General features: G+C 71.7%; 19 protein-coding genes. 13 read left to right on the plus strand and 6 right to left on the minus strand.

The features are described 5' to 3' along the window. Positions 1 to 26: 26 nt before the first annotated feature. Both ACFWM2_RS14475 and ACFWM2_RS14480 read right to left on the minus strand, forming a co-directional pair. Entirely contained in the window at positions 27 to 1,703 is a 1,677-nt protein-coding gene (locus ACFWM2_RS14475) for a ricin-type beta-trefoil lectin domain protein (protein WP_383278340.1), read from the minus strand. A gap of 407 nt (positions 1,704 to 2,110) precedes the next feature. Continuing rightward, on the minus strand, positions 2,111 to 3,022 hold the full coding sequence (locus ACFWM2_RS14480; RefSeq protein WP_383278343.1) for an RNA polymerase sigma factor SigF: 912 nt from the start codon (positions 3,020 to 3,022) through the stop codon (positions 2,111 to 2,113). Positions 3,023 to 3,271: 249 nt separating this feature from the next. On the opposite strand from ACFWM2_RS14480, the gene ACFWM2_RS14485 reads away from it, so the two are divergent. From ACFWM2_RS14485 to ACFWM2_RS14510, 6 genes are all read left to right on the plus strand, one after another. Further along, positions 3,272 to 3,649: an STAS domain-containing protein gene (locus tag ACFWM2_RS14485; RefSeq protein ID WP_383278139.1), complete on the plus strand. Its 378-nt coding sequence runs from the start codon at positions 3,272 to 3,274 to the stop codon at positions 3,647 to 3,649. Between the two features lie 243 nt (positions 3,650 to 3,892). Beyond that, positions 3,893 to 4,405, plus strand: a complete 513-nt coding sequence (locus ACFWM2_RS14490; RefSeq protein WP_383278142.1) for an ATP-binding protein — start codon at positions 3,893 to 3,895, stop codon at positions 4,403 to 4,405. A 338-nt stretch (positions 4,406 to 4,743) separates the two neighbouring features. Beyond that, positions 4,744 to 5,427: an LPXTG cell wall anchor domain-containing protein gene (locus tag ACFWM2_RS14495; RefSeq protein WP_383278145.1), complete on the plus strand. Its 684-nt coding sequence runs from the start codon at positions 4,744 to 4,746 to the stop codon at positions 5,425 to 5,427. A gap of 28 nt (positions 5,428 to 5,455) precedes the next feature. Further along, on the plus strand, positions 5,456 to 6,496 hold the full coding sequence (locus ACFWM2_RS14500; RefSeq protein ID WP_383278147.1) for a hypothetical protein: 1,041 nt from the start codon (positions 5,456 to 5,458) through the stop codon (positions 6,494 to 6,496). Then, entirely contained in the window at positions 6,487 to 7,584 is a 1,098-nt protein-coding gene (locus ACFWM2_RS14505; protein WP_383278346.1) for a hypothetical protein, read from the plus strand. The genes ACFWM2_RS14500 and ACFWM2_RS14505 overlap by 10 nt, the downstream gene beginning before the upstream one ends. Before the next feature lie 89 nt (positions 7,585 to 7,673). Then, positions 7,674 to 8,948: a hypothetical protein gene (locus ACFWM2_RS14510; protein ID WP_383278349.1), complete on the plus strand. Its 1,275-nt coding sequence runs from the start codon at positions 7,674 to 7,676 to the stop codon at positions 8,946 to 8,948. A gap of 143 nt (positions 8,949 to 9,091) precedes the next feature. Here the strand turns inward: ACFWM2_RS14510 and ACFWM2_RS14515 are convergent, their stop codons facing one another. After that, complete coding sequence (locus ACFWM2_RS14515) at positions 9,092 to 10,588, minus strand: oligopeptide:H+ symporter (protein WP_383278150.1); 1,497 nt, start codon at positions 10,586 to 10,588, stop codon at positions 9,092 to 9,094. Between the two features lie 725 nt (positions 10,589 to 11,313). Here ACFWM2_RS14515 and ACFWM2_RS14520 point away from each other — a divergent pair. Both ACFWM2_RS14520 and ACFWM2_RS14525 read left to right on the plus strand, forming a co-directional pair. Then, a complete protein-coding gene (locus ACFWM2_RS14520; RefSeq protein WP_037748267.1) occupies positions 11,314 to 11,991 on the plus strand; it encodes a response regulator transcription factor in 678 nt (225 codons plus the stop codon). A 31-nt stretch (positions 11,992 to 12,022) separates the two neighbouring features. After that, positions 12,023 to 13,303, plus strand: a complete 1,281-nt coding sequence (locus ACFWM2_RS14525) for an ATP-binding protein (RefSeq protein WP_383278153.1) — start codon at positions 12,023 to 12,025, stop codon at positions 13,301 to 13,303. Between the two features lie 40 nt (positions 13,304 to 13,343). On the opposite strand, the gene ACFWM2_RS14530 is transcribed toward ACFWM2_RS14525, so the two are convergent. Then, a complete protein-coding gene (locus ACFWM2_RS14530) occupies positions 13,344 to 13,883 on the minus strand; it encodes a GtrA family protein (RefSeq protein WP_383278156.1) in 540 nt (179 codons plus the stop codon). A gap of 232 nt (positions 13,884 to 14,115) precedes the next feature. Between ACFWM2_RS14530 and ACFWM2_RS14535 the strand changes: the two genes are divergently transcribed. From ACFWM2_RS14535 to ACFWM2_RS14550, 4 genes are all read left to right on the plus strand, one after another. Continuing rightward, entirely contained in the window at positions 14,116 to 15,255 is a 1,140-nt protein-coding gene (locus ACFWM2_RS14535) for a 5-(carboxyamino)imidazole ribonucleotide synthase (protein WP_383278159.1), read from the plus strand. Beyond that, the gene (gene purE / locus ACFWM2_RS14540) at positions 15,252 to 15,797 is read left to right on the plus strand and encodes a 5-(carboxyamino)imidazole ribonucleotide mutase (RefSeq protein WP_383278162.1); all 546 of its coding nucleotides are present in this window, start codon (positions 15,252 to 15,254) and stop codon (positions 15,795 to 15,797) included. The genes ACFWM2_RS14535 and purE overlap by 4 nt, the downstream gene beginning before the upstream one ends. Positions 15,798 to 15,802: 5 nt before the next feature. Next, positions 15,803 to 16,981, plus strand: a complete 1,179-nt coding sequence (locus tag ACFWM2_RS14545; protein ID WP_383278165.1) for a dipeptidase — start codon at positions 15,803 to 15,805, stop codon at positions 16,979 to 16,981. Positions 16,982 to 17,081: 100 nt separating this feature from the next. Next, positions 17,082 to 18,203, plus strand: coding sequence for a dipeptidase (locus tag ACFWM2_RS14550; RefSeq protein WP_383278168.1), 1,122 nt, complete (start codon positions 17,082 to 17,084; stop codon positions 18,201 to 18,203). A gap of 22 nt (positions 18,204 to 18,225) precedes the next feature. Here ACFWM2_RS14550 and ACFWM2_RS14555 read toward each other — a convergent pair whose 3' ends face one another. Together ACFWM2_RS14555 and ACFWM2_RS14560 are read right to left on the minus strand one after the other, a co-directional pair. After that, a complete protein-coding gene (locus ACFWM2_RS14555) occupies positions 18,226 to 18,621 on the minus strand; it encodes a VOC family protein (RefSeq protein ID WP_383278171.1) in 396 nt (131 codons plus the stop codon). 77 nt (positions 18,622 to 18,698) lie between these two features. Beyond that, positions 18,699 to 19,058, minus strand: a complete 360-nt coding sequence (locus ACFWM2_RS14560; protein ID WP_383278174.1) for a VOC family protein — start codon at positions 19,056 to 19,058, stop codon at positions 18,699 to 18,701. A 109-nt stretch (positions 19,059 to 19,167) separates the two neighbouring features. On the opposite strand from ACFWM2_RS14560, the gene ACFWM2_RS14565 reads away from it, so the two are divergent. After that, positions 19,168 to 19,809 carry a CGNR zinc finger domain-containing protein gene (locus tag ACFWM2_RS14565; RefSeq protein ID WP_383278177.1) on the plus strand — a complete coding sequence of 214 codons (642 nt, stop codon included), beginning with the start codon at positions 19,168 to 19,170 and terminating at the stop codon, positions 19,807 to 19,809. Positions 19,810 to 19,973 lie beyond the last annotated feature (164 nt).

Consider the following 19,973-nt stretch of genomic DNA (forward strand, 5'->3'; position numbering starts at 1 on the left):
CCCCTGAGGCAGTCGGCCGGCCCGCGTCACGCGCGTCCCGCCTGCCACCGCTGGCTGTCGCGGTCCCACGCCCGGGTCAGGAACAGGCTGTCGCCGTACGGAGTGACCGCGTGGTCCGGGGCGATGGCCGGTCGGATCAGCCCGCGGTCGTCCACCTGGAACGTCAGGTTCCTGCCGTTGGAGCTGTCCACCGCCCGGCACTCCCAGATCCCGACGCCCCGGTCCGTGGAGCCGCGGCTGTCGAGGCAGTAGTCGGGGTCGGCCGCGGACTGGAGGACTCCGCGACGGGCGTCGAAGCGCCAGCGCTGGGTGCGGGACGAGGTGCAGCGGGCGGTGACGACGTCGGTGCCCAGGTCCAGCACGCCGTCGCGGATGTCCAGGCACAGGCCCGAGTCCGCGTTCACCACCTGGGCGTAGGTGCCGTTCGGGGGGTGCGGCGGGGTCCGGGTGGGCTTCGGTTTCGGCTTCGGCTTGGGGGGAGTGGGGCGCGCCGTCTTCGAGGGCGTCGAAGTCCTCGTGGGCTTCGGGGACTTGGTGGTGCGCGTGGGCGACGGGCTCGTGGAGACGGTGGTGGTGACCGTCACCGCGGGCAGCGGCAGGGGCGTACCCACGGCACTGGCCGTACGGGCCGGCTCCGATCCACCCGAGAACAGCAGGTACACCAGCAGCGGGGTCAGGGCGACGCCGAGTGCGGCGGAGGCCAGTGCGTAGCGGCGCGAGGGCCCCCGGGCCCAGCCGGCCACCGCGCCGGCGGCGGATCGCCGGCCCGCCCGGGCGTCCATGACGTACGCCGCACCGGCCCAGGGCAGCAGACCCTCCGCCAGCGCGCTGCGCGGGGTGCTGCGCAGGGCGGCCTGCTCCTCGTAGGCCGCGGCACAGTGCGCGCAGTGCGCCATGTGGGCGTCCAGGTCGGCGCTGTGGCGGGGGCTCTCCGGGCGCACCGCCTGCTCGATCAGCCGCCGGAAGTCCTGGCAGCGCGGGTTCCCGGAACGGGCGAGGCGGGTCTTCAGACAGGAGTGGCGCAGCGCCTGGAGAGCCGGCTCCTTCCCGTACGTCACGTCCGCGCGGGTGAACCCGAGGAAGCCGGCGGTCCTCTCGTCCGGTTCCTCGTCCACGACGGCGTACCAGACCAGGCCCTGGACGCGGGCCGGAAGCGCGTGGAAGGCGTCCAGCATCGGCGGGACCAGGACGTCGGGGCTGCCGTCGTCCGTACCCCCGGGCCCGAAGGGGTCGCCGGGGCGGTGCGCGGCAGCGGGAAGCAGGGCGCGGTGCGGAGCGAAGCCGAGGGGACTGCCGAGGTCGTCCAGGTCGTCGGGGCCGAGGGGATCCACCGCTGCACCGAACCCGCGCAGGCCCGTCGGTCCCGGGTGACCCGACTCATGGAGCCGGGCGAACAGCCCCGGATCGAGCCGGGCGGCCCGCTCGTCCGCCGCCCAGGACACGGCCGCGCGGCCCGTCAGCAGCAGGAGCTGGTGGCGCCACGGCCCGCGCGGGTCGATCCCGCGCGCCGCGTCACGGGCCGCGAGCGCGAACGCCTGCGCGGTCAGCTGGCGTGCCGCGGGCTCGTCCACCGTGTACAGCCGGGCATGGGCGAGAACGGCGGACCGGTGCCGGACGCGGAGTTCGCGCAGCGCCGGATACGCCGCCGGGGTGTCCGCACGCAGCAGCTCGGTGAGCCGAGCGTCGGACGCCGCGGTGTGCATCCCGCTCCCGCCCCCGGCATCGGCCTCGTCGTCGTCGGTCCGGCCGGCCCGAGCCATGTCCCGCCTCCTCGCACCCTGTCCAACTCCCCGCCGGGGCTTGTGCGTACCGGTGGGTATGGGGGTGCCCATGGTGGTGGAGGGCTTCCCTGCGAGAAAAGGGGTTTCCGCGGGTAACCGCGCCCGATGCCAAGCTGTGACTAGTCCCACAGTCGGCCGGCCCCGACACCGGTGCTCATACCGACCGGATTCGCCGGTCGAGGCCCGGAACGCGGCCCGCGCAGCGGCTCGGGACTCTCCGGCCGAGGCCCCCGGAACGCGACGCGTCCGGCGCCCCAACAGCGGGCGCCGGACGCGGTCGACGGCTCGACAACGGCCTCGGCGACTTCGGCGGGCCAGGACCCGACCCGTCACTCCTCGACGGTCAGACCCTTCCGCAGCCGCACCAGCGTCCGCGACAGCAGCCGGGAGACGTGCATCTGGGAGATGCCGAGCTCCTCGCCGATCTCGGACTGGGTCATGCCGGCGACGAAGCGCAGGGAGAGGATCTGCCGGTCCCGGGACGGGAGTTCGGCGATCAGCGGCTTCAACGACTCGACGTACTCGATGCCTTCGAGCCCGTGGTCCTCGTAACCGATGCGGTCCGCGAGCGCACCCTCGGAGTCGTCCTCCTCGGGCTGGGCGTCCAGCGAACTGGCGGTGTAGGCGTTCGAGGCGGCCATGCCCTCGACGACCTCGTCCTTGGTGATGCCCAGGCGCTCCGCCAGCTCTCCCACCGTCGGGGCACGGTCGAGCTGCTGGGCGAGTTCGTCGCCCGCCTTGGCCAGGTCGAGGCGGAGTTCCTGAAGTCGGCGCGGGACGCGTACCGACCACGAGGTGTCGCGGAAGAAGCGCTTGATCTCACCCATGATGGTTGGCATCGCGAAGGTCGGGAACTCGACTCCCCGACTCAGTTCGAAACGGTCGATGGCCTTGATCAGACCGATGGTGCCGACCTGGATGATGTCCTCCATCGGCTCACTGCGGGAGCGGAACCGGGAGGCGGCGAACTTGACCAGGGCGAGGTTGAGTTCGACGAGCGTGTTGCGGACGTACGAGTATTCGTACGTGCCTTCCTCGAGGGACTCCAGCCGCTCGAAGAGTGTCTTGGACAGGGCCCGTGCATCAACCGGCCCCACCTTCTCGTACGGAGGGATCTCCGGAAGGCCGGCGAGCCCGTCGCACTCCACAGGAGACTCGACCAGGGGCCCGCTCTCCGGACTGACCGGAGGGGGTGTCGACGTCGCCCTCTGGGTATGCGATTCGTCGAGCCGGGGTGACATGATGTCCTCCATCGTTCTCGGCATATGGCCGCCGATGCCTATACGTGCACTGCGGTGTGCGGCGCCTCCAAAGCCGGCCGTGTCGATTAGGTGTCCCTACTAGCCCTACCCGGTTTCGCAACACCGCCGCAAGTGCGTTTCGTTGTGAAATGTCCATTTTGGTGTGGTTGTTCGGGTGTCGGGGTGCGTGGGGAAGGCGTAATGTTCGAGTGCACATGCAACAGCCACGACGGTCGGGAGAGAGACGGCATGGACCGCGGGACGGTCGGCAGCGCACAGTCGGGCCGGCTTCTTGTCGAAGTGCGGGAAGAGGGCAGGAGCGCCGTCGTGACGCCGGCAGGTGAGTTGGATCACCACACCGCTGATCTGCTGCGCGAGCCTCTCGAGGAGTGCCTCGCCAAGGGCTTCGCCCGCCTGGTGGTGGACTGCTCACGCCTGGAGTTCTGCGACTCCACCGGCCTCAATGTGCTGCTCGGTGCGCGCCTGAAGGCCGAGGCCGCCGGGGGCGGGGTGCACCTGGCGGGCATGCTGCCCGTGGTTGCGAGGGTCTTCGAGATCACCGGGGCGGAGGCTGTCTTCACCGTCCACGAGACGCTGGACGCCGCCCTGGCCGACCAGGCGGACTAGCTTGACCAGCCCGTTTGCGTCAAAGTTGTGCCCCGGATACCCCTGTCTGGCCGACGCGTTGTCCGCGTCACAGTTTCCGTGCCGAATAAGTGGGTGTTCGGACGGATCGGTCGGGCAGGAGACATCCTGAATATGTTGGCACCACGTATGTCGGCAGCCCGCGGGGCGGTCGCGCCGTTGATCGAAACGTACTGAGACCGAGTCTTGAATCATGAACTGGTGAATCGGTGAGGTGAAGCGCTGATGAGCACCACCCGGCCTTACTCGCCGGGCGACCGCGGCCCGGAGCCGGGCGCAGGCGGCGCTTCCGGGGCGTCCGAAGCGGGCGCGGCCGTGCCCTCGACCGGCCGCCATGCCCGCAGGCTGACCTTCGACGACGACAGTGGAGTAGTCCCGCTCGCCCGGGACTTCGCCCGTCAGGCCCTGTATGCGTGGGGCTGGCTCCCGGCCGACTCCGCCGATCAGCGGGCCGCCGCCGAGGACGTCCTGCTGGTCGTGTCCGAACTCGTCACCAACGCCTGCCTGCACGCGGGGGGCCCGCACGAGCTGCGCATCGCCTGCGACAACAAGGTGCTGCGGATCGAGGTCTCCGACCGCGGCACCGGCCAGCCGGCCCCGCGCACCCCGCATCGCGCCGGGCGGCCCGGCGGGCACGGGATGTTCATCGTGCAGCGGCTGTGCCTGGACTGGGGAGTCGTGCGGACCCAGGACGTCGCGGGCAAGACCGTCTGGGCCGAACTGGGCTCACCTGCCTGACCCGGCGGCGTCCGCCTGACACCTTCGGCCAACCTCCGGACGCCGCTGCCGCAGAGCCGTCACCCGTCGTGCCCGACGGCCCGTCGCCCCGGCCGCCGGACCGTCGCCCCGGCCGCCGGACCGCCGTCCCGGCCCCTCGCCGGCCTCCGCGCAACTCCCATCAGGGGGTTACCCGCGGTTCGAACTCCCTTCGGGCGTCGCCTCGTGCGCGTCGGATCTCCTCAGATCCGGCGCGCACTTTGTCTTCCCTCTCCAAGTCCCCGGGCGTACTTTGAGCGCCAAATCTGATGTGCCGTCAGCAAATCTCGGCGACGAGGGGACTTGAGGTGTCGTACCGGATGTACCAGAAACGAACCGCCGCGCTCGCGTTCGCCGCGGCCCTGGCCGGCTCGGCGGTGCTGATGGCAGCCCCCGCCGCCCAGGCCGACGTGGTGGACGTCAACTACCAGTGCAAGACGCCGATCGGTGACAAGAGCGCCGTCTCGCCCATCGACATCAAGAGCGTCAAGAGCGGCAGTGGCTACAAGCTCACCATGTCCTTCCAGAAGGGCGTCTCCTCCAGCCCGGTGGAGCTCGGCAAGGGTGCCATGAGTCCCAGCGCCGTCATCAAGCTGGGCGGCGCGGAGAGCGGCACGGTGGCCGTGAAGGGGCCGGCCAACGCGGCCGCGATCCCCGCCAACACCCCGATCAAAATCACTGACTTGACGGGTACGTACACACCCGGGAAGACCGGCAAGGTCACCTTCACCGCGGGCGTGCTCACCATCAAGGCGCTCGGCACGACCACGACGTGCACCCCCGGGAACAGCCCCAAGCCCTCGCTGACCCTCGACGTCACGGCCGCGGGCGGCGGTGCGGCGCCCAGCGACCAGGCGGGGACCGGTTCCGACTCCGGCGAGCTGCCGCAGACCGGCCCCGAGGACTCGGCGATCGCCCTCGGCACGCTCGGCGGCACGGTGCTGCTCGCGGGTGCGGCCGGTGCGCTGTGGCTGACGCGCAGGCATCAGGCGGTACGCCGCTGACGTCTCGTACGACAACCAGGAGCCGCCGATGCCGTACGCCCCCGCCTGCGCCCGTGTCCTCTGTCTCGCCGTCCTGACGCTGGCGGCTGCCGCGCCGCCGGCCGTGGCGGGCGGGAGCTGGTCCGCCGTGCCGGCCGCGAGCACGGCGGACGGGCGGCCGTACGTCTACGCGGAAGGCGAGCCGGGCACCGTGCTGCAGGACGCGGTGTCCGTGCTGAACCCGGGCGCGAAGCCGCTCACCGTCCGGCTGCGCGGCGCGGACGCCGACAACACGGCGGGCGGCGGCTTCACCGTCCGCGAGCGGGCGACGGACACCGGCGCGTGGATCGGCTTCGCCGGGACCGAGGGCAAGCGGCGGGTGCCGGTGCGCGCGGTCTCGGTGCGGGTCCCGGCGCACACCCGTGCCGACGTCCCCTTCACCGTGAGCGTCCCGGCGGGCGCGGTGCCCGGGGACCATCCCGGCGCGATCCTGGCGAGCGGCGGCGGCCGGTCCTCGGCGGTCCGCGTCCAGCTGCGCGTCGGCGGCCCGACGCTGTCCGCGCTCACCGTCGAGCACGTCACGGTGTCCGGCGCGCGCATCTCGTACGAGCTGGTCAACCGCGGCAACACCGTCCTCGCGCCGCGGCTCGCGGTCCACGCGGGCGGCGTCTTCGGAGTCGTCCTCGACCGTGCCCCGCGCACCCTGCCCGTGGAGCTGCTGCCCGGCCGCCGGATCACGCTGCACGAACCGTGGCCCGACAGCCCGGCGCTGGACTCGGTCGACGTGCGGCTGACCGTGACGGCGGCCGGCGGGGCACGCGACACCGCGTCCACGTCGGCGCGCTTCGTGCCCTGGGCGCCCCTGGCGGGAGCCGGCGTCGGCCTCGCGGCCGTCGTCGCCCTGTTCGTCGTACGACGGCGAAGGCATCGCGCGACGGCCGGTGGCCACCCCGAACAACCGCGTACGGAAGCCAAGTTGACGGGAGCGGTGACGTGCTGTGCTCACCCGGGGGACACCCCCCGGACCCCCGGCCGGAGAAGCAGGTCGGACGGCGTGCCCGAAACGTCCCTGCGAGGTGGATTTCAGTGAAGTCGCGAATTCCGGCGTGGGTTGCGGTCCTCGCGCTCGTCCTGGTGCCCCTGTCCGGCGCCTCCGCGGCGGCGCCGGAGAAGCCCGGCGTCAAACTGTCCAAGTCCCAGGCGGGGACCGGTGGTTCGATCACCGTGACCGGCAGTGGCTGGGGTTCCAAGCGACTGCTGATGATGCTGATCTGCGGCCAGTCCGTGCCCAGCCGGGGCGTGATCGGCGGCACCAACTCCTGTGCCAACGCGGACGGCCGGGCCGTCACCACCGACGCGAAGGGGAACTTCAGCAAGAAGCTGCCCGTCGCCGAGCCGCCCAAGCCGTGCCCGTGCGTGGTGCACGTCGCCACGGTCACCGGTGAGAAGGCGGCGGCGGACGCCATCTTCATGGTCGCCGGCCACTCGGTCGAGCCGCTGCCGAGGGAGGAGACCGGCGGACGCCTCTCGGTGCTGACGGACACCCGGCTCAACGGGTCGAACGGCCTGCTGACCTGGTTCGGCGCACCTCCCTCGCGCAGCTTCGTCTTCACCGTCGGCAACACCGGCACGTCCGCGATCAAGAACCCGGTCTTCCAGGTCGGCACCTCCCACGGCGTGTTCGCCCCGCAGTGGGAGGAGCAGCAGTGGCGCGGCACGATCGCGCCCGGCAAGAAGGCGCGGATCACCCTGCCCGTGGAGCTCTCCGCCGGGGCGCACGGCGACTACTCGGTCTCGCTGAAGTACGGCGGGAAGGTGCTCGCCGAGCAGCCGTGGGGCGTCGGCCGCCCCTGGGGCGTGACCCTCTTCTGGCTCCTGCTGTGCGTCGTCGTGCCGGCGGCCGTGTTCCGGATCGGCATGGCCCTGGTGGAGCGGGTACGGCCGCGCAGGCCGGGGCGCGGCGGCCGGCACCGCGGACTGCGGCTGCCCGAACTGGCCGTACGGCTGCCCAGGTTGAGCACTCCCGCGACATCGTCCCCGGCCCCGTCCGCGCGGGCCCGGACGTCCACGACTCCGACTCTGCCGTGGTTCACACCGGACAGCGATCCGGGCACCCCGGCGGCCGGTCAGCTCTCCGCACCGCAAGAGAACAGCCCCACGACGAAGGGAAACACGTGAGCACGCAACGGAGAGTTCTGCCGGCGGGCGGCCGGAGAGCGGGAAGCGGCGCGGGGTGCCGGAGAACGGGCGCGGCCGGGGCAGCGCTGATGCTGGCCGGTGCGGGCATCCTGCTGGGGGTGGCCGCGGCGCCGGCCCAGGCCGCCGAGGTGTCGTACGCGACCGAGTGCATTCCGCCCGCGATCTCGGGTCTGCCCCCGGTCGAGGGCACCTCGAAGGTGGAGGTCACGGCGCCGGCCGAGGCGAAGGTCGGCGACGAGGTGACGATCACCTGGAAGTTCGTCCAGGGGGCCTCCAAGAATCCGGACATCCTCGACCTGGAGAAGGACACGGTCAAGCCGACCGGCACCCTCAAGGCGGCCGGGGCGCAGACGGCCGACATCGCGATGGAGGGGCCGCGCACCAACCCGCCGATCCCCAAGAACAGCGACATGAAGCTGTCCGACATGACCGGCAAACTCAAGCTGACGACGGCGGGCGAGGTGACGCTGACGCCGGACACGTACAACATCAACGTCAGCAAGCCGCTGTCGACCGACACCAAGTGTTCCCCGAAGGAGACGGTGAAGTCCGCGGCGACCATCAAGGTGGCGGCGGGCGGGGCGAGTTCGGGCGGCGGCACGGGCGGGACGCCCACCGTGACCCCGACCGTGCCGACGGGTTCGCCGTCCCCGACGGCCAGTGCGAGCGGCTCCGGGGGGAGTGACACGGGCGGCTCCACCGGCGGCGGTGGCCAGACGGACTTCACCGGCAAGGAAGTCTCCGTGGCCTACGCCTGCAAGACGCCGATCGGCGACAAGAACGCCACGTCTCCCGTGCAGATCAACGCCAAGAAGAACGGCGGGAGTTTCGACCTCACCGTCCAGTTCAAGAAGTCCGTGATGGACAGCCCGGCCGACATCCCCGCGGACTCGGTGAAGCCGTCGATGGAGGTCGCCCTGGGCGGCGCGGACAAGGGCACTGTCCACGTCGAGGGACCCACCAACGCCAAGCCGATCAAGTCCGGCGACCCGATAGAGATCCCCGACCTGACCGGCACCTACAAACCGGGCGCCAACGGTGAGTCCACCCTCGCCCCGGGCGTCCTGACGGTGCAGGCCCTGGGGACCACGACCACCTGCACCCCGGAGAAGGCCGAGGTCTCCCTGACCCTCGACACCGCGGAGCAGGCCAGTGGCGCGTCGGGCGGCGGCTCCTCCGGCGGCGGCACCACCACGTCCGGCGGTACGTCGTCCAGCGGCGGCCTCGCCGAGACGGGCGCCGAGAGCCACAGCGCCCTCAAGGCCCTGGGCCTGGTCGCGGGCACGGTCGTCCTCCTCGGCGGAGCGATCTTCACGTTCCTGCCGCACCGGCGTACCCGCTGAGGGTTCCTCGGCACCGGCGTACCCGGTGAGCGTTCCTGCCGCACCGGCGTACCCGCTGAGGCGACAGGTCCCGCGAACGCCGGAGGGCCGCCGCACCGGATCGGTGCGGCGGCCCTCCGTTCACGGTCCGGGCGGTGGGTGCGTCAGCGGACGTCGCCCATCAGCTGCTTGACCTTCTTGCGGTACATCCACACCGCGACACCGGCGACCGCGGCGAGCGTGGCCTCCAGGGTGACGATGCCCGTCTTGTTCAGGTCGACCTCGGCGATGGAGAGCAGGCTGGTGGTGGCGTCACCGGCGGTGACGGCCAGGAACCAGACACCCATCATCTGCGAGGCGTACTTCGCGGGCGCCATCTTCGTCGTCAGGGACAGGCCGACCGGGGACACGGTCAGCTCACCGACGGTCTGCACGAAGTAGATCGCGACCAGCCACATCGCGGCCGCCTTGTGACCGCCCTCGGCGATCGTCAGCGGGGCGAGGAAGAGGAAGAACGAGGCGCCGACGAGGACCAGGCCCGACGCGAACTTCACCGCCGTGCTCGGCTCCTTGCCGCGCCGGTTCAGCGACAGCCACAGCCACGCGAACACCGGCGCCAGGGCCATGATCATGACCGGGTTGACCGACTGGTACCAGGAGACCGGGAACGTCCAGCCGAAGACACTGTTCTCCGCCGACTTCTCGGCGAACAGCGACAGGGTCGAACCACCCTGGTCGTAGATCATCCAGAACACGGCCGCGGCCACGAAGAACCAGATGTACGCCGACATCTTCGACTGCTCGACGCGGTCCAGCTCCTTGTCCCGCTTGATCCGCGCGATCACCATGATCGGGATGATCAGACCGGCGAGCGTGATCGGGACCAGCAGCCAGTTCAGCGTGTAGTGGCCGGAGAAGCCGACGATCGCGTAGAACACGATCGCGACGCCCGCCCACAGCGCGGACTTGCGCAGCGTGGCGGCCTTCTCCTCGGCGGACAGCGGCGTCGGGACGACGCTGGAACGCTCACTCAGGTGACGGCCGCCGAGCAGGAACTGGACCAGGCCCAGCGCCATGCCGAGTGCGGCGAGCGCGAAGCCGAGGTGCCAGTTGACGTTCTCACCGACGGTGCCGATGACCAGCGGGGCGGCGAAGGCACCGAGGTTGATGCCGATGTAGAAGAGCGTGAAGCCACCGTCGCGGCGCGGGTCGTCCGGGCCCTTGTAGAGGTGGCCGACCATCGTCGAGATGTTGGCCTTCAGCAGACCGGAACCGATCGCGACCAGGCCGAGGCCGCCGTAGAAGGTGCCGGAGGACGGCAGGGCCAGGGTGAGGTGGCCCAGCATGATGACGAGGCCCGCGACGGCGACCGTCTTGCGGGGGCCGAGAATGCGGTCCGCGACCCAGCCGCCCGGCAGGGCGAGCAGGTACACCAGGGACAGGTAGACCGAGTAGATCGCGGTCGCGGTCGCCGCACTGAGGTGCAGGCCGCCCGGAGCGACGAGGTACAGCGGGAGCAGTGCCCTCATGCCGTAGTAGGAGAAACGCTCCCACATCTCGGTCATGAAGAGAGTGGCCAGTCCGCGGGGGTGGCCGAAGAAGGACTTCTCGGAACCGGGGGTGCCCGGAGTGACCGAGTCCTTCGTCAGGCTGGACGCCATGGTCGTTCCTTGCTGGTCGGGGCGGGCTGCCCTGGGGGTCCCCTGGCTCGGGCGGGGCCGAGAGTCTGGGGGAGCATGCGCGCCCGGTGGGGGGCGGCCGGCACCGGCGGGGTTTCTCCGTCCACCCCACGCCCACGGGGAGTCCGCTCCGGGTCACGAAGCGGCGGACGGCGACCACCGGGATCCACGCCCCTTCACGCATCGGCGCGCTCGGGGCCCGGCCACAGGTCATTCCTTTCGAGGCTGGCGAACACCAGCCCGCACACAAAAGAGACCTTCAGCATCGAACTGGCGCCAAAGGTCCCCGTGTGGTGCTACAGGCGTCTGGTCACCATACGACATGCCAATGCCGCATATGGAAGGACTTGAGACATGGATCACAGGTGAGAATGGAACCACGTACGCCTATTCGAAGGTGCTTATCAGGATCGCATCCCACAGCCGCAGGCCCGGCAGCACCGTGCGCGTCCATGGCGGATCCCTGCCCCCTCCACCATGCGGCCTCGCCGCCGCCGCCGACGCCACCGGGACTCTCCCGCGGCGACTGCCGCACGACACATCCACGGCGGCGACACGACATGTGCACGGAGCGAGTGCGGGCGTACCGCGGTGGCCGCGACACACGGCCCGGCGGGAGCACGGCGGGGGCAGGCCCCCGCCGAAGGTAAGAATCATGAGCGCCGACCAGGCAACAGCTCTTGTCCCAGGCGGACTACCATCACCTCATGACCCGTGTACTGCTCGCCGAGGACGATGCGTCCATCTCGGAGCCGCTGGCCCGCGCCCTGCGTCGGGAGGGTTACGAGGTGGAGGTGCGCGAGGACGGACCCACCGCGCTCGACGCCGGTATCCAGGGCGGCATCGACCTGTGCGTCCTGGACCTGGGCCTGCCCGGCATGGACGGCCTGGAGGTGGCCAGGCGGCTGCGCGCCGAAGGCCACACCGTCCCCATCCTCATCCTGACCGCGCGCGCCGACGAGGTGGACACCGTCGTCGGCCTGGACGCCGGCGCCGACGACTACGTCACCAAGCCGTTCCGGCTCGCCGAACTGCTGGCCCGCGTCCGGGCGCTCCTCCGGCGCGGCGCCGCGGAGCCGCAGCAGCCGCCCGCCACGCACGGCGTGCGGATCGACGTCGAGTCGCACCGCGCCTGGATGGGCGACGAGGAACTCCAGCTCACGGCAAAGGAGTTCGACCTGCTGCGCGTCCTCGTACGGGACGCGGGCCGGGTCGTCACCCGCGACCAGCTGATGCGCGAGGTCTGGGACACCACGTGGTGGTCCTCCACCAAGACCCTCGACATGCACATCTCCTGGCTGCGCAAGAAGCTGGGCGACGACGCGGCGAACCCCCGCTACATCGCGACGGTACGAGGAGTGGGCTTCCGCTTCGAGAAGAGCTGACCCCCTCCGCCGCTCCCACAGGTAACGAGACATGCGCCGCCGACTCATCCAGTCCACGCTCGCCGTCGTGCTCGTGGTGATCGCCGTCTTCGGCGTGTCCCTCGTCATCGTCGAGACCCGCACGATCAGCACCAGCGCGCAGGAGCGCGTGGACTCCGAGGCACAGCGGCTCGCCAGCATCGTGGACAGCCGCATCCTCGGGGACGAGCGGATCAGCCCGGAGATCCTCAAGGACCAGGTCGCGGACGACCGGTACGCCGTGATCAGGATCCCCGGCAAGGCGGCGATCGAGGTCGGCACCGAGCCCACCGGCGACGTCATCCGCTCCAAGTCGGCCAGGGGTGAGCAGGGCGAGACGGTCATGGTCGAGGAGCCGCGCTCGTCGGTCACCCGCGAGGTCGGCCGGACGCTGCTGATCATCGCCGCGGTCGCCCTGCTCGCGGTGGTCGCCGCCGTCCTCCTCGCCGTACGGCAGGCCAACCGGCTCGCCTCGCCGCTGACCGACCTCGCGGAGACCGCGGAACGGCTCGGCTCCGGCGACCCCCGCCCCCGCCACAAGCGCTACGGCGTCCCGGAGCTGGACCGGGTCGCGGACGTGCTGGACGGCAGCGCCGAGCGGATCGCGCGCATGCTCACCGCCGAGCGCCGCCTCGCCGCCGACGCCTCCCACCAGCTCCGTACGCCGCTGACGGCCCTCTCCATGCGGCTGGAGGAGATCACCCTCACCGACGACCCGGACACGGTGAAGGAGGAGGCGACGATCGCGCTGACGCAGGTCGAGCGGCTCACGGACGTCGTCGAGCGGCTGCTCACCAACGCCCGCGACCCGCGGACCGGCTCCGCCGTCTCCTTCGACCTCGACGAGGTCATCCAGCAGCAGCTCGCCGAGTGGCGCCCCGCCTCCCGCAGTGTGGGCCGCGCCATCGTCAGCTCCGGGAAGCAGCATCTGCGGGCGGTCGGCACCCCGGGCGCGGTCGCCCAGGTCCTCGCGGCCCTCATCGAGAACTCCCTGATGCACGGCGGGGGCACCGTCGCCCTGCGCACCCGCGTCACCGGCAACCAGGCCGTCGTCGAGGTCACGGACGAGGGCCCCGGCGTCCCGGCCGACCTGGGCGCGCGGATCTTCGAGCGCACCATCAGCGGCCGCAACTCGACCGGCATCGGACTGGCCGTCGCCCGCGACCTCGCAGAGGCCGACGGCGGCCGCCTGGAGATGCTCCAGGCCCAGCCCCCGGTCTTCGGGCTCTTCCTGTCCCGTACGCCGCTGAAGAAGCCGTCAGCGAGCCAGGAGGAGGAGCCGACGGTCCGCTAGGGCCCGGCTCCGTCCGGTTCCGTCCGTGGACGGGACGGGCTCAGCCCACCCGGTGGGTCGGCCGCGGCCGCTCGGGCTCCGTGTCGAGGAACGATTCCGCACTGGCCGCGGCCTCCCGGGCCGGCAGCGAGCGGAACACCCACGAGCGGTACGCCCAGAACCGGAACAGCGTTGCGATGCCGATGCCGAGCACCTTGAAGACATTGCGCTGCACCGGGCTGTCCCAGCCGAAGCCGTAGATCGCCGCGTACAGCACGCCGTTCTCGATGACCAGGCCCACGGCGCTGAACGCCAGGAAGAGCGTGAGCTCCTTAGTCCGGGCGCTCTTGTCGCGGTCGCGGTAGGTGAAGTACCGGAAGCCCACGTAGTTGCAGGCGATGGCGACGACGGTCGCGATCACGTTGGCACGCACGGCCTGCAGGCTCGTGGTGTGCCACAGCAGATTGGAGACCCCGAAGTTCACCACGGTGCCCAGGGCACCCACGGCCCCGAACTTCGCGACCTCCCGTACGAGCAGGTCGAACCGCTCGCGTACCGCGCTGCGGGGCCGGTCGCGCAGCTCCGTGGAACCACTGCCCATCGTGTCGCCAGCCCCCGTCGGTCGGATGCATCGGTCGGATACGTCAACCCAGCCATGCTAACCAGCGGCTCTGCGTGGCGCCCGTGTACGGGTGGACACGCGGGCAAAGACCGGCTCAGGGGCATGCAAAAAGGGGATCGGGAAGCGGGTGCGCAGCGGCGCGCGGGGCGTCCGGCGAGCGGCCGGGAGGGACGGAATCCGGCCGCCGCGGCGCGGCCGATACTCTTGGAGGGTGACGTTCCCGGTAGTCGGCATGGTCGGCGGGGGTCAGCTCGCTCGTATGACACACGAGGCGGGCATCCCGCTCGGCATCAAGTTCAAGCTCCTCAGTGACACCCCTCAGGATTCCGCGGCGCAGGTCGTCAGCGATGTCGTCATCGGCGACTATCGCGACCTCGACACGCTGCGTGACTTCGCGCGGGGCTGCGACGTGATCACCTTCGATCACGAACACGTACCCACCGAGCATCTGCGTGCCCTGGAGGCGGACGGCATCCCCGTCCGTCCCGGGCCCGACGCGCTCGTGCACGCCCAGGACAAGGGCGTGATGCGGGCGAAGCTCGTCGAGATCGGCGTGCCGTGCCCCCGGCACCGGATCGTGCGCGACGTCGACGACGTCGCCGCGTTCGCGGCCGAGGGCGACGGGTTCCCCGTGATCCTCAAGACGGTCCGCGGCGGCTACGACGGCAAGGGCGTGTGGTTCGTGCGCTCCGCCGAGGACGCCGCCGCCCCCTTCCGCGCCGGGGTCCCGGTCCTCGCCGAGGAGAAGGTCGACTTCGTACGGGAGCTCGCGGCGAACGTCGTGCGCTCACCGCACGGACAGGCGGTCGCCTACCCCGTCGTCGAGTCCCAGCAGGTCGACGGGGTCTGCGACACGGTGATCGCACCCGCGCCCGGTATCGCCGAGGCGCTGGCGCTGCAGGCCGAGGAACTCGCCCTGCGCATCGCCAAGGAACTCGACGTGGTCGGTCACCTGGCCGTGGAGCTCTTCGAGACCCGCGACGGCCGCATCCTCGTCAACGAACTGGCGATGCGCCCGCACAACTCGGGCCACTGGACCCAGGACGGCGCGATCACCTCCCAGTTCGCCAACCACGTCCGGGCGGTCCTCGACCTCCCGCTGGGCGACCCGCGCCCGCGCGCCCCCTGGACGGTCATGGTGAACGTCCTGGGCGGCGACTACCCGGACATGTACTCCGCGTACCTGCACTGCATGGCCCGCGACCCCAAGCTCAAGATCCACATGTACGGCAAGGACGTGAAGCCCGGCCGCAAGGTCGGCCACGTCAACACCTACGGCGACGACCTGGACGACGTCCTCGATCGCGCCCGGCACGCAGCCGGCTACCTGAGAGGCACGATCACCGAATGAGCACGTCCCCGCACTCGCCCGTCGTCGGCATCGTCATGGGATCCGACTCCGACTGGCCCGTCATGGAGGCCGCCGCGCAGGCCCTCGACGAGTTCGAGATCCCCTACGAGGTGGACGTCGTCTCCGCGCACCGGATGCCGCGCGAGATGATCGCGTACGGCGAGCAGGCCGCGGAGCGCGGGCTCAAGGCGATCATCGCGGGCGCGGGCGGCGCCGCCCACCTGCCCGGCATGCTCGCCTCCGTCACCCCGTTGCCCGTCATCGGTGTGCCGGTCCCGCTGAAGTACCTCGACGGCATGGACTCGTTGCTGTCCATCGTGCAGATGCCCGCGGGCGTCCCGGTGGCCACCGTCTCCGTCGGCGGCGCGCGCAACGCGGGCCTGCTGGCCGCCCGCATCCTGGCCGCGCACGACGAGGAACTCCTCGCCCGGATGCGGGAGTTCCAGCAGGAACTGAACGACCAGGCCACCGAGAAGGGCAAGCGGCTGCGCACCAAGGTCGAGGGCGCGGGCGGCGGCTTCGGCTTCGGTTCCGGGAAGTGACGCGGATGTCGTCCCTCGGTCCCGCCCGCGAACTCCTCGCCGAGTTCCCCGTCGTCGACGGTCACAACGACCTCCCCTGGGCGCTGCGGGAGCAGGTCCGCTACGACCTCGACGCCCGTGACATCGCCGCCGACCAGAGCGCGCACCTGCACACCGACCTGGCGCGGCTGCGCGCCGGCGGCGTCGGCGCGCAGTACTGGTCGGTGTACGTGCGCTCCGATCTGCCGGACGCCCTCACCGCGACGCTCGAACAGATCGACTGTGTACGGCAGTTGATCGACCGTCACCCGGCCGACCTGCGTGCCGCGCTGACCGCCGCGGACATGGAGGCGGCGCGCGCGGAGGGCCGTATCGCCTCACTGATGGGTGCGGAGGGCGGTCACTCGATCGACAACTCCCTCGGCGCGCTGCGGGGGTTGTACGCGCTGGGCGTCCGCTACATGACGCTCACCCACAACGACAACATCTCCTGGGCGGACTCGGCGACCGACGTGCCGGCCGTCGGCGGTCTGTCGGCCTTCGGCCGCGCGGTCGTGCGGGAGATGAACCGCGAGGGCATGCTCGTGGACCTCTCGCACGTGGCCGCCACCACCATGCGGGACGCGCTCGACACCACCGCCGCGCCGGTGATCTTCTCCCACTCCTCCGCGCGCGCGGTGTGCGACCACCCGCGCAACATCCCGGACGACGTCCTGGAGCGGCTGCCCGCCAACGGGGGAGTGGCGATGGTGACGTTCGTGCCGAAGTTCGTCCTCCAGGCGGCGGTCGACTGGACGGCGGCCGCCGACGAGAACATGCGCGCGCACGGCTTCCACCACCTCGCCACCACCGCCGAGGCGATGAAGGTCCACCGCGCCTTCGAGGAGTCGCACCCGCGCCCCGTCGCCACGGTCTCCACGGTCGCCGACCACCTGGACCACATGCGCGAGGTGGCCGGCGTCGACCACCTCGGCATCGGCGGCGACTACGACGGGACGGCGTTCACCCCGGAAGGCCTCGGTGACGTCTCCGGCTATCCGAACCTGATCGCCGAGCTGCTGGACCGCGGCTGGTCGAAGGCCGACCTGGCCAAGCTGACCTGGCAGAACGCGGTACGGGTGCTGGGCGCCGCCGAGGACGTGGCCCGGGGTCTCCGGGCGACCCGGGGCCCGTCGAACGCGACCCCGGAGCAGCTGGACGGCTGAACCGGCGGGCATACCCCGAACGCCCCACCCACCAGGAAGCCCCCGGGGCTCCGTGCAACGGTGACCGTACTGCGATCTCGTTGACGTACGGAGCCCCGCCATGGCAGACCTGCAGGACGAACTGCACACCACCGCCGAGGTGGGCGGACTCGAAGGCCCCGCAGCCGCCCCCCGGGCCGTCCCGGAGCTCCGCACGGACGAGGCGGCCGCTGCCTCCGGCACCCTGGAGCGCGCGCACGCCTTCCTGGCCACGCAGCCCGTCGCCGACGGCTACAGCGGGCTGCCCTGGGCGCTGCGCCATCTGCCCTGGTACGACCTGGAGCTGGGCGAGAGCGCCGTCGACACCGATGTGCCGCGGCTGCGGGAAGGCCATGTGGGCGCGCTGTTCTGGTCGCTGCATCTGCCCGAGGGCCTCGCGGGCGACCGGGCCATCGGCGCCACCCTGGAGCAGCTGGACCTGGTGAAGACGGTGGTCCAGGTGCACCCCGAGGGGCTGCGGCTGGCCCACAGCGCCGGCCAGATCACCGACGCCCGCAACTGCGGCCGTGTCGCCGTCGTGCTCGGTCCCGCCGGCGCCGCCGCGCTCGGCGACTCGCTCGGCATCCTGCGCGCCCTGCACTCGCTCGGGCTGCGCCTCCTCACGCTCTCCGGCACGTCCTGGGCGAGCAGCACGGGTCTCACCCGGTTCGGTGAGGAGGTCGTGCGCGAACTGAACCGGCTCGGTGTGCTCCCCGACCTCTCCGGCGCCTCCGACGCCACGATCCACCGCACCCTCGCGGTCTCCAAGGCACCGGTCGTCTTCACCCGCTCCGCGGCCCGCACCCTGCGCCCCCACCCCAGCAACCTGCCGGACGACGTCCTCGCCGAACTGGGCGTCGCCCACGGCCTGTGCCTGGTGCCGCTCACGGCCGAGCAGACCGGCCCGTCGGTGCGGGACGTCGCCGACCATCTCGACCACATCCGCGCCGTCGCGGGCCCGGAGTGCGTCGGCCTCTCGGGGACGTACGACTCCGGGACCGCGCATCCGCAGGATCTCCCCGACGCGTCCTGCTATCCGCATCTGATCGCGGAACTCTTCGACCGCGGCTGGCCCGAGTCCGATCTGGCCCTGCTGACCTGGGGCAATGTCCAGCGCGTGCTGCGCAGCGCGGACTTCACGGCCCGTGCCGCCCAGCAGCGCCGCGAACCGTCCACGGCGAAGATCGCCGCGCTGGACAGCTGACACCCGGCCCGTTCGGCGGGCCCTAGGAGTGGTCGATCCGGCAGAGGCAGAAGGGATGCCCCGCCGGATCCGCGTACACCCGCCAGTCCCGCTTGCCGCCGTCGTCGTCCAGGTCGAGCGGCCGGGCGCCGAGCGCAAGGACCTTCTCCTGGGCCTCCTCCAACGCCTCCCAGGTGCTGCCGGCGTCGAAGTCGAGATGGAACTGCTGCGAGTTGCTGTCCGCGCTCGGCCAGTCCGGCGGTGCGTACCCCGGCGCCTGCTGGAAGGCGATCCGATGACCGCCGGGGGCTTCGAGCGTGACCCAGGTGTCGTCCTCCGCGGTGACCGTGCCGCCCAGGACGCCGGCGTAGAAGTCGGCGAGAGCGCGCGGGTCGGGGCAGTCGAGTACGACGGAACGCATCTGTACGACGGGTGGCATGTCTTCTCCTTGTGAGGGGTCCCGGTCGGTGCCGGCTTCGCATGTGGCCGCCTCGGGCCCGCGGCGGCTCCGGTGCCTCAGCAGGCGCAGAGGCAGAACGGGTGCCCCGCGGGGTCCGCGTACACACGGAACGTGCGGGAGTGGTCGGCCGCGTCCAGTGCCGTGGCGCCGAGCGCGAGCACCTCCCGCTCGGCCGCGTCGAGGTCCTCGACGGTCAGATCCAGGTGGAACTGCTGCGAGTCGTCGGGCGCCGGCCACTTCGGCGGTACGTGTCCGGGGGCGGCCTGGAACGCCAGTGCCGCGCCGCCGGCCACCTTCAGGTCGACCCACCTGCCCTCGCCCTCGATCGTGCCGCCCAGGACGCCGGCGTAGAAGTCGGCGAGGGCACGCGGGTCGGGACAGTCCAGGACGACGGCACCCAGGTGGGCGAGAGCCATGACTTCCTCCTGTGTCTACGGAACTGCGTCCGCTGAAAGGGTTACCGGTAGAAGGGGTCAACCGGCAACGGTTACCTCATGCTCCCGCATAGGCGGTAACGTCGCAAGCATGAATGACAGAGTGCCCGCACCCGGTGGCCTGGCCCTGGTCCAGGCGCTGGTCAACACCCTCGACATCGAGGGGGACGTCGACGCCCTGGACACGGTCGAAGGGCGGGCCCCCTTCGGTCTTGCGGCGGCGGACGTCGCGGGCGCCCGCGAGCTGCGCGAGTCGCTGCGCGCGGTGTGCCTGGCCCACGCGGGCCATCCGCCGCACCGCGAAGTGACCCCGCTCGGACGGCTGTTGGCGCGGGCGCCGTTGGTGGTGACGGTGGACACCGAGGGCGGCGCGGCGGCCCTCGCGCCCGCGCCCGTCTCCGGAGAGGCCGCGGCGTCCGCGCTCGCTTCGGGAGGGGCCGCGGGGTCCGTTCCCGCTTCCGGAGAGGCCGCGGGGTCGGCGCCCGTCTCGGGTGAGGCCGCGGGGTCCGCGCTCGTCTTCGGAGAGGCCGGGGGACTGGCGTCGCTCACCGCGCGCGTGGCCGTCGCGATCGCCGAGGGCCTCGTCGCGGGCACCTGGCTGCGGCTGAAGGCCTGCGAAGCCCCGACCTGCCTCTGGGCGTACTACGACCGCAGCCCGGCCGGCCGCGGCCGCTGGTGCTCGATGTCGGTCTGCGGAGCCCGCGCGAAGATGCGCCGCTACCGCGCGAAGTGACGCCTCCGGGCCCGCCCAGGGCCTGTCCGGTGGGAGAATGGGCGTGGGGGCCCGTCCCGCCCCCCCCACCCCCCCCCCCCCACCGTCCCCCCTTTTTTCTTTTCCTCGTCGCCTTCCCCTCCCCTTCCCCCCCCACCCCCCCCCCCCCGCCCCCCCCCCCCCCC

The sequence above is a fragment of the Streptomyces sp. NPDC058371 genome, assembly GCF_042723265.1.
In the GTDB taxonomy this organism is placed as follows: domain Bacteria; phylum Actinomycetota; class Actinomycetes; order Streptomycetales; family Streptomycetaceae; genus Streptomyces.

Coding starts and splice junctions, on each gene's coding strand:
- purE (WP_383278162.1), top strand. CDS start 15,252: ATGAGCACGTCCCCGCACTCGCCCGTCGTCGGCATCGTCATGGGATCC.
- ACFWM2_RS14515 (WP_383278150.1), bottom strand. CDS start 10,588: ATGGCGTCCAGCCTGACGAAGGACTCGGTCACTCCGGGCACCCCCGGT.
- ACFWM2_RS14495 (WP_383278145.1), top strand. CDS start 4,744: ATGTACCAGAAACGAACCGCCGCGCTCGCGTTCGCCGCGGCCCTGGCC.
- ACFWM2_RS14550 (WP_383278168.1), top strand. CDS start 17,082: ATGGCAGACCTGCAGGACGAACTGCACACCACCGCCGAGGTGGGCGGA.
- ACFWM2_RS14480 (WP_383278343.1), bottom strand. CDS start 3,022: ATGTCACCCCGGCTCGACGAATCGCATACCCAGAGGGCGACGTCGACA.
- ACFWM2_RS14555 (WP_383278171.1), bottom strand. CDS start 18,621: ATGCCACCCGTCGTACAGATGCGTTCCGTCGTACTCGACTGCCCCGAC.
- ACFWM2_RS14530 (WP_383278156.1), bottom strand. CDS start 13,883: ATGGGCAGTGGTTCCACGGAGCTGCGCGACCGGCCCCGCAGCGCGGTA.
- ACFWM2_RS14525 (WP_383278153.1), top strand. CDS start 12,023: ATGCGCCGCCGACTCATCCAGTCCACGCTCGCCGTCGTGCTCGTGGTG.
- ACFWM2_RS14500 (WP_383278147.1), top strand. CDS start 5,456: ATGCCGTACGCCCCCGCCTGCGCCCGTGTCCTCTGTCTCGCCGTCCTG.
- ACFWM2_RS14490 (WP_383278142.1), top strand. CDS start 3,893: ATGAGCACCACCCGGCCTTACTCGCCGGGCGACCGCGGCCCGGAGCCG.
- ACFWM2_RS14520 (WP_037748267.1), top strand. CDS start 11,314: ATGACCCGTGTACTGCTCGCCGAGGACGATGCGTCCATCTCGGAGCCG.
- ACFWM2_RS14545 (WP_383278165.1), top strand. CDS start 15,803: ATGTCGTCCCTCGGTCCCGCCCGCGAACTCCTCGCCGAGTTCCCCGTC.
- ACFWM2_RS14510 (WP_383278349.1), top strand. CDS start 7,674: ATGCTGGCCGGTGCGGGCATCCTGCTGGGGGTGGCCGCGGCGCCGGCC.
- ACFWM2_RS14475 (WP_383278340.1), bottom strand. CDS start 1,703: ATGCACACCGCGGCGTCCGACGCTCGGCTCACCGAGCTGCTGCGTGCG.
- ACFWM2_RS14560 (WP_383278174.1), bottom strand. CDS start 19,058: ATGGCTCTCGCCCACCTGGGTGCCGTCGTCCTGGACTGTCCCGACCCG.
- ACFWM2_RS14485 (WP_383278139.1), top strand. CDS start 3,272: ATGGACCGCGGGACGGTCGGCAGCGCACAGTCGGGCCGGCTTCTTGTC.
- ACFWM2_RS14565 (WP_383278177.1), top strand. CDS start 19,168: ATGAATGACAGAGTGCCCGCACCCGGTGGCCTGGCCCTGGTCCAGGCG.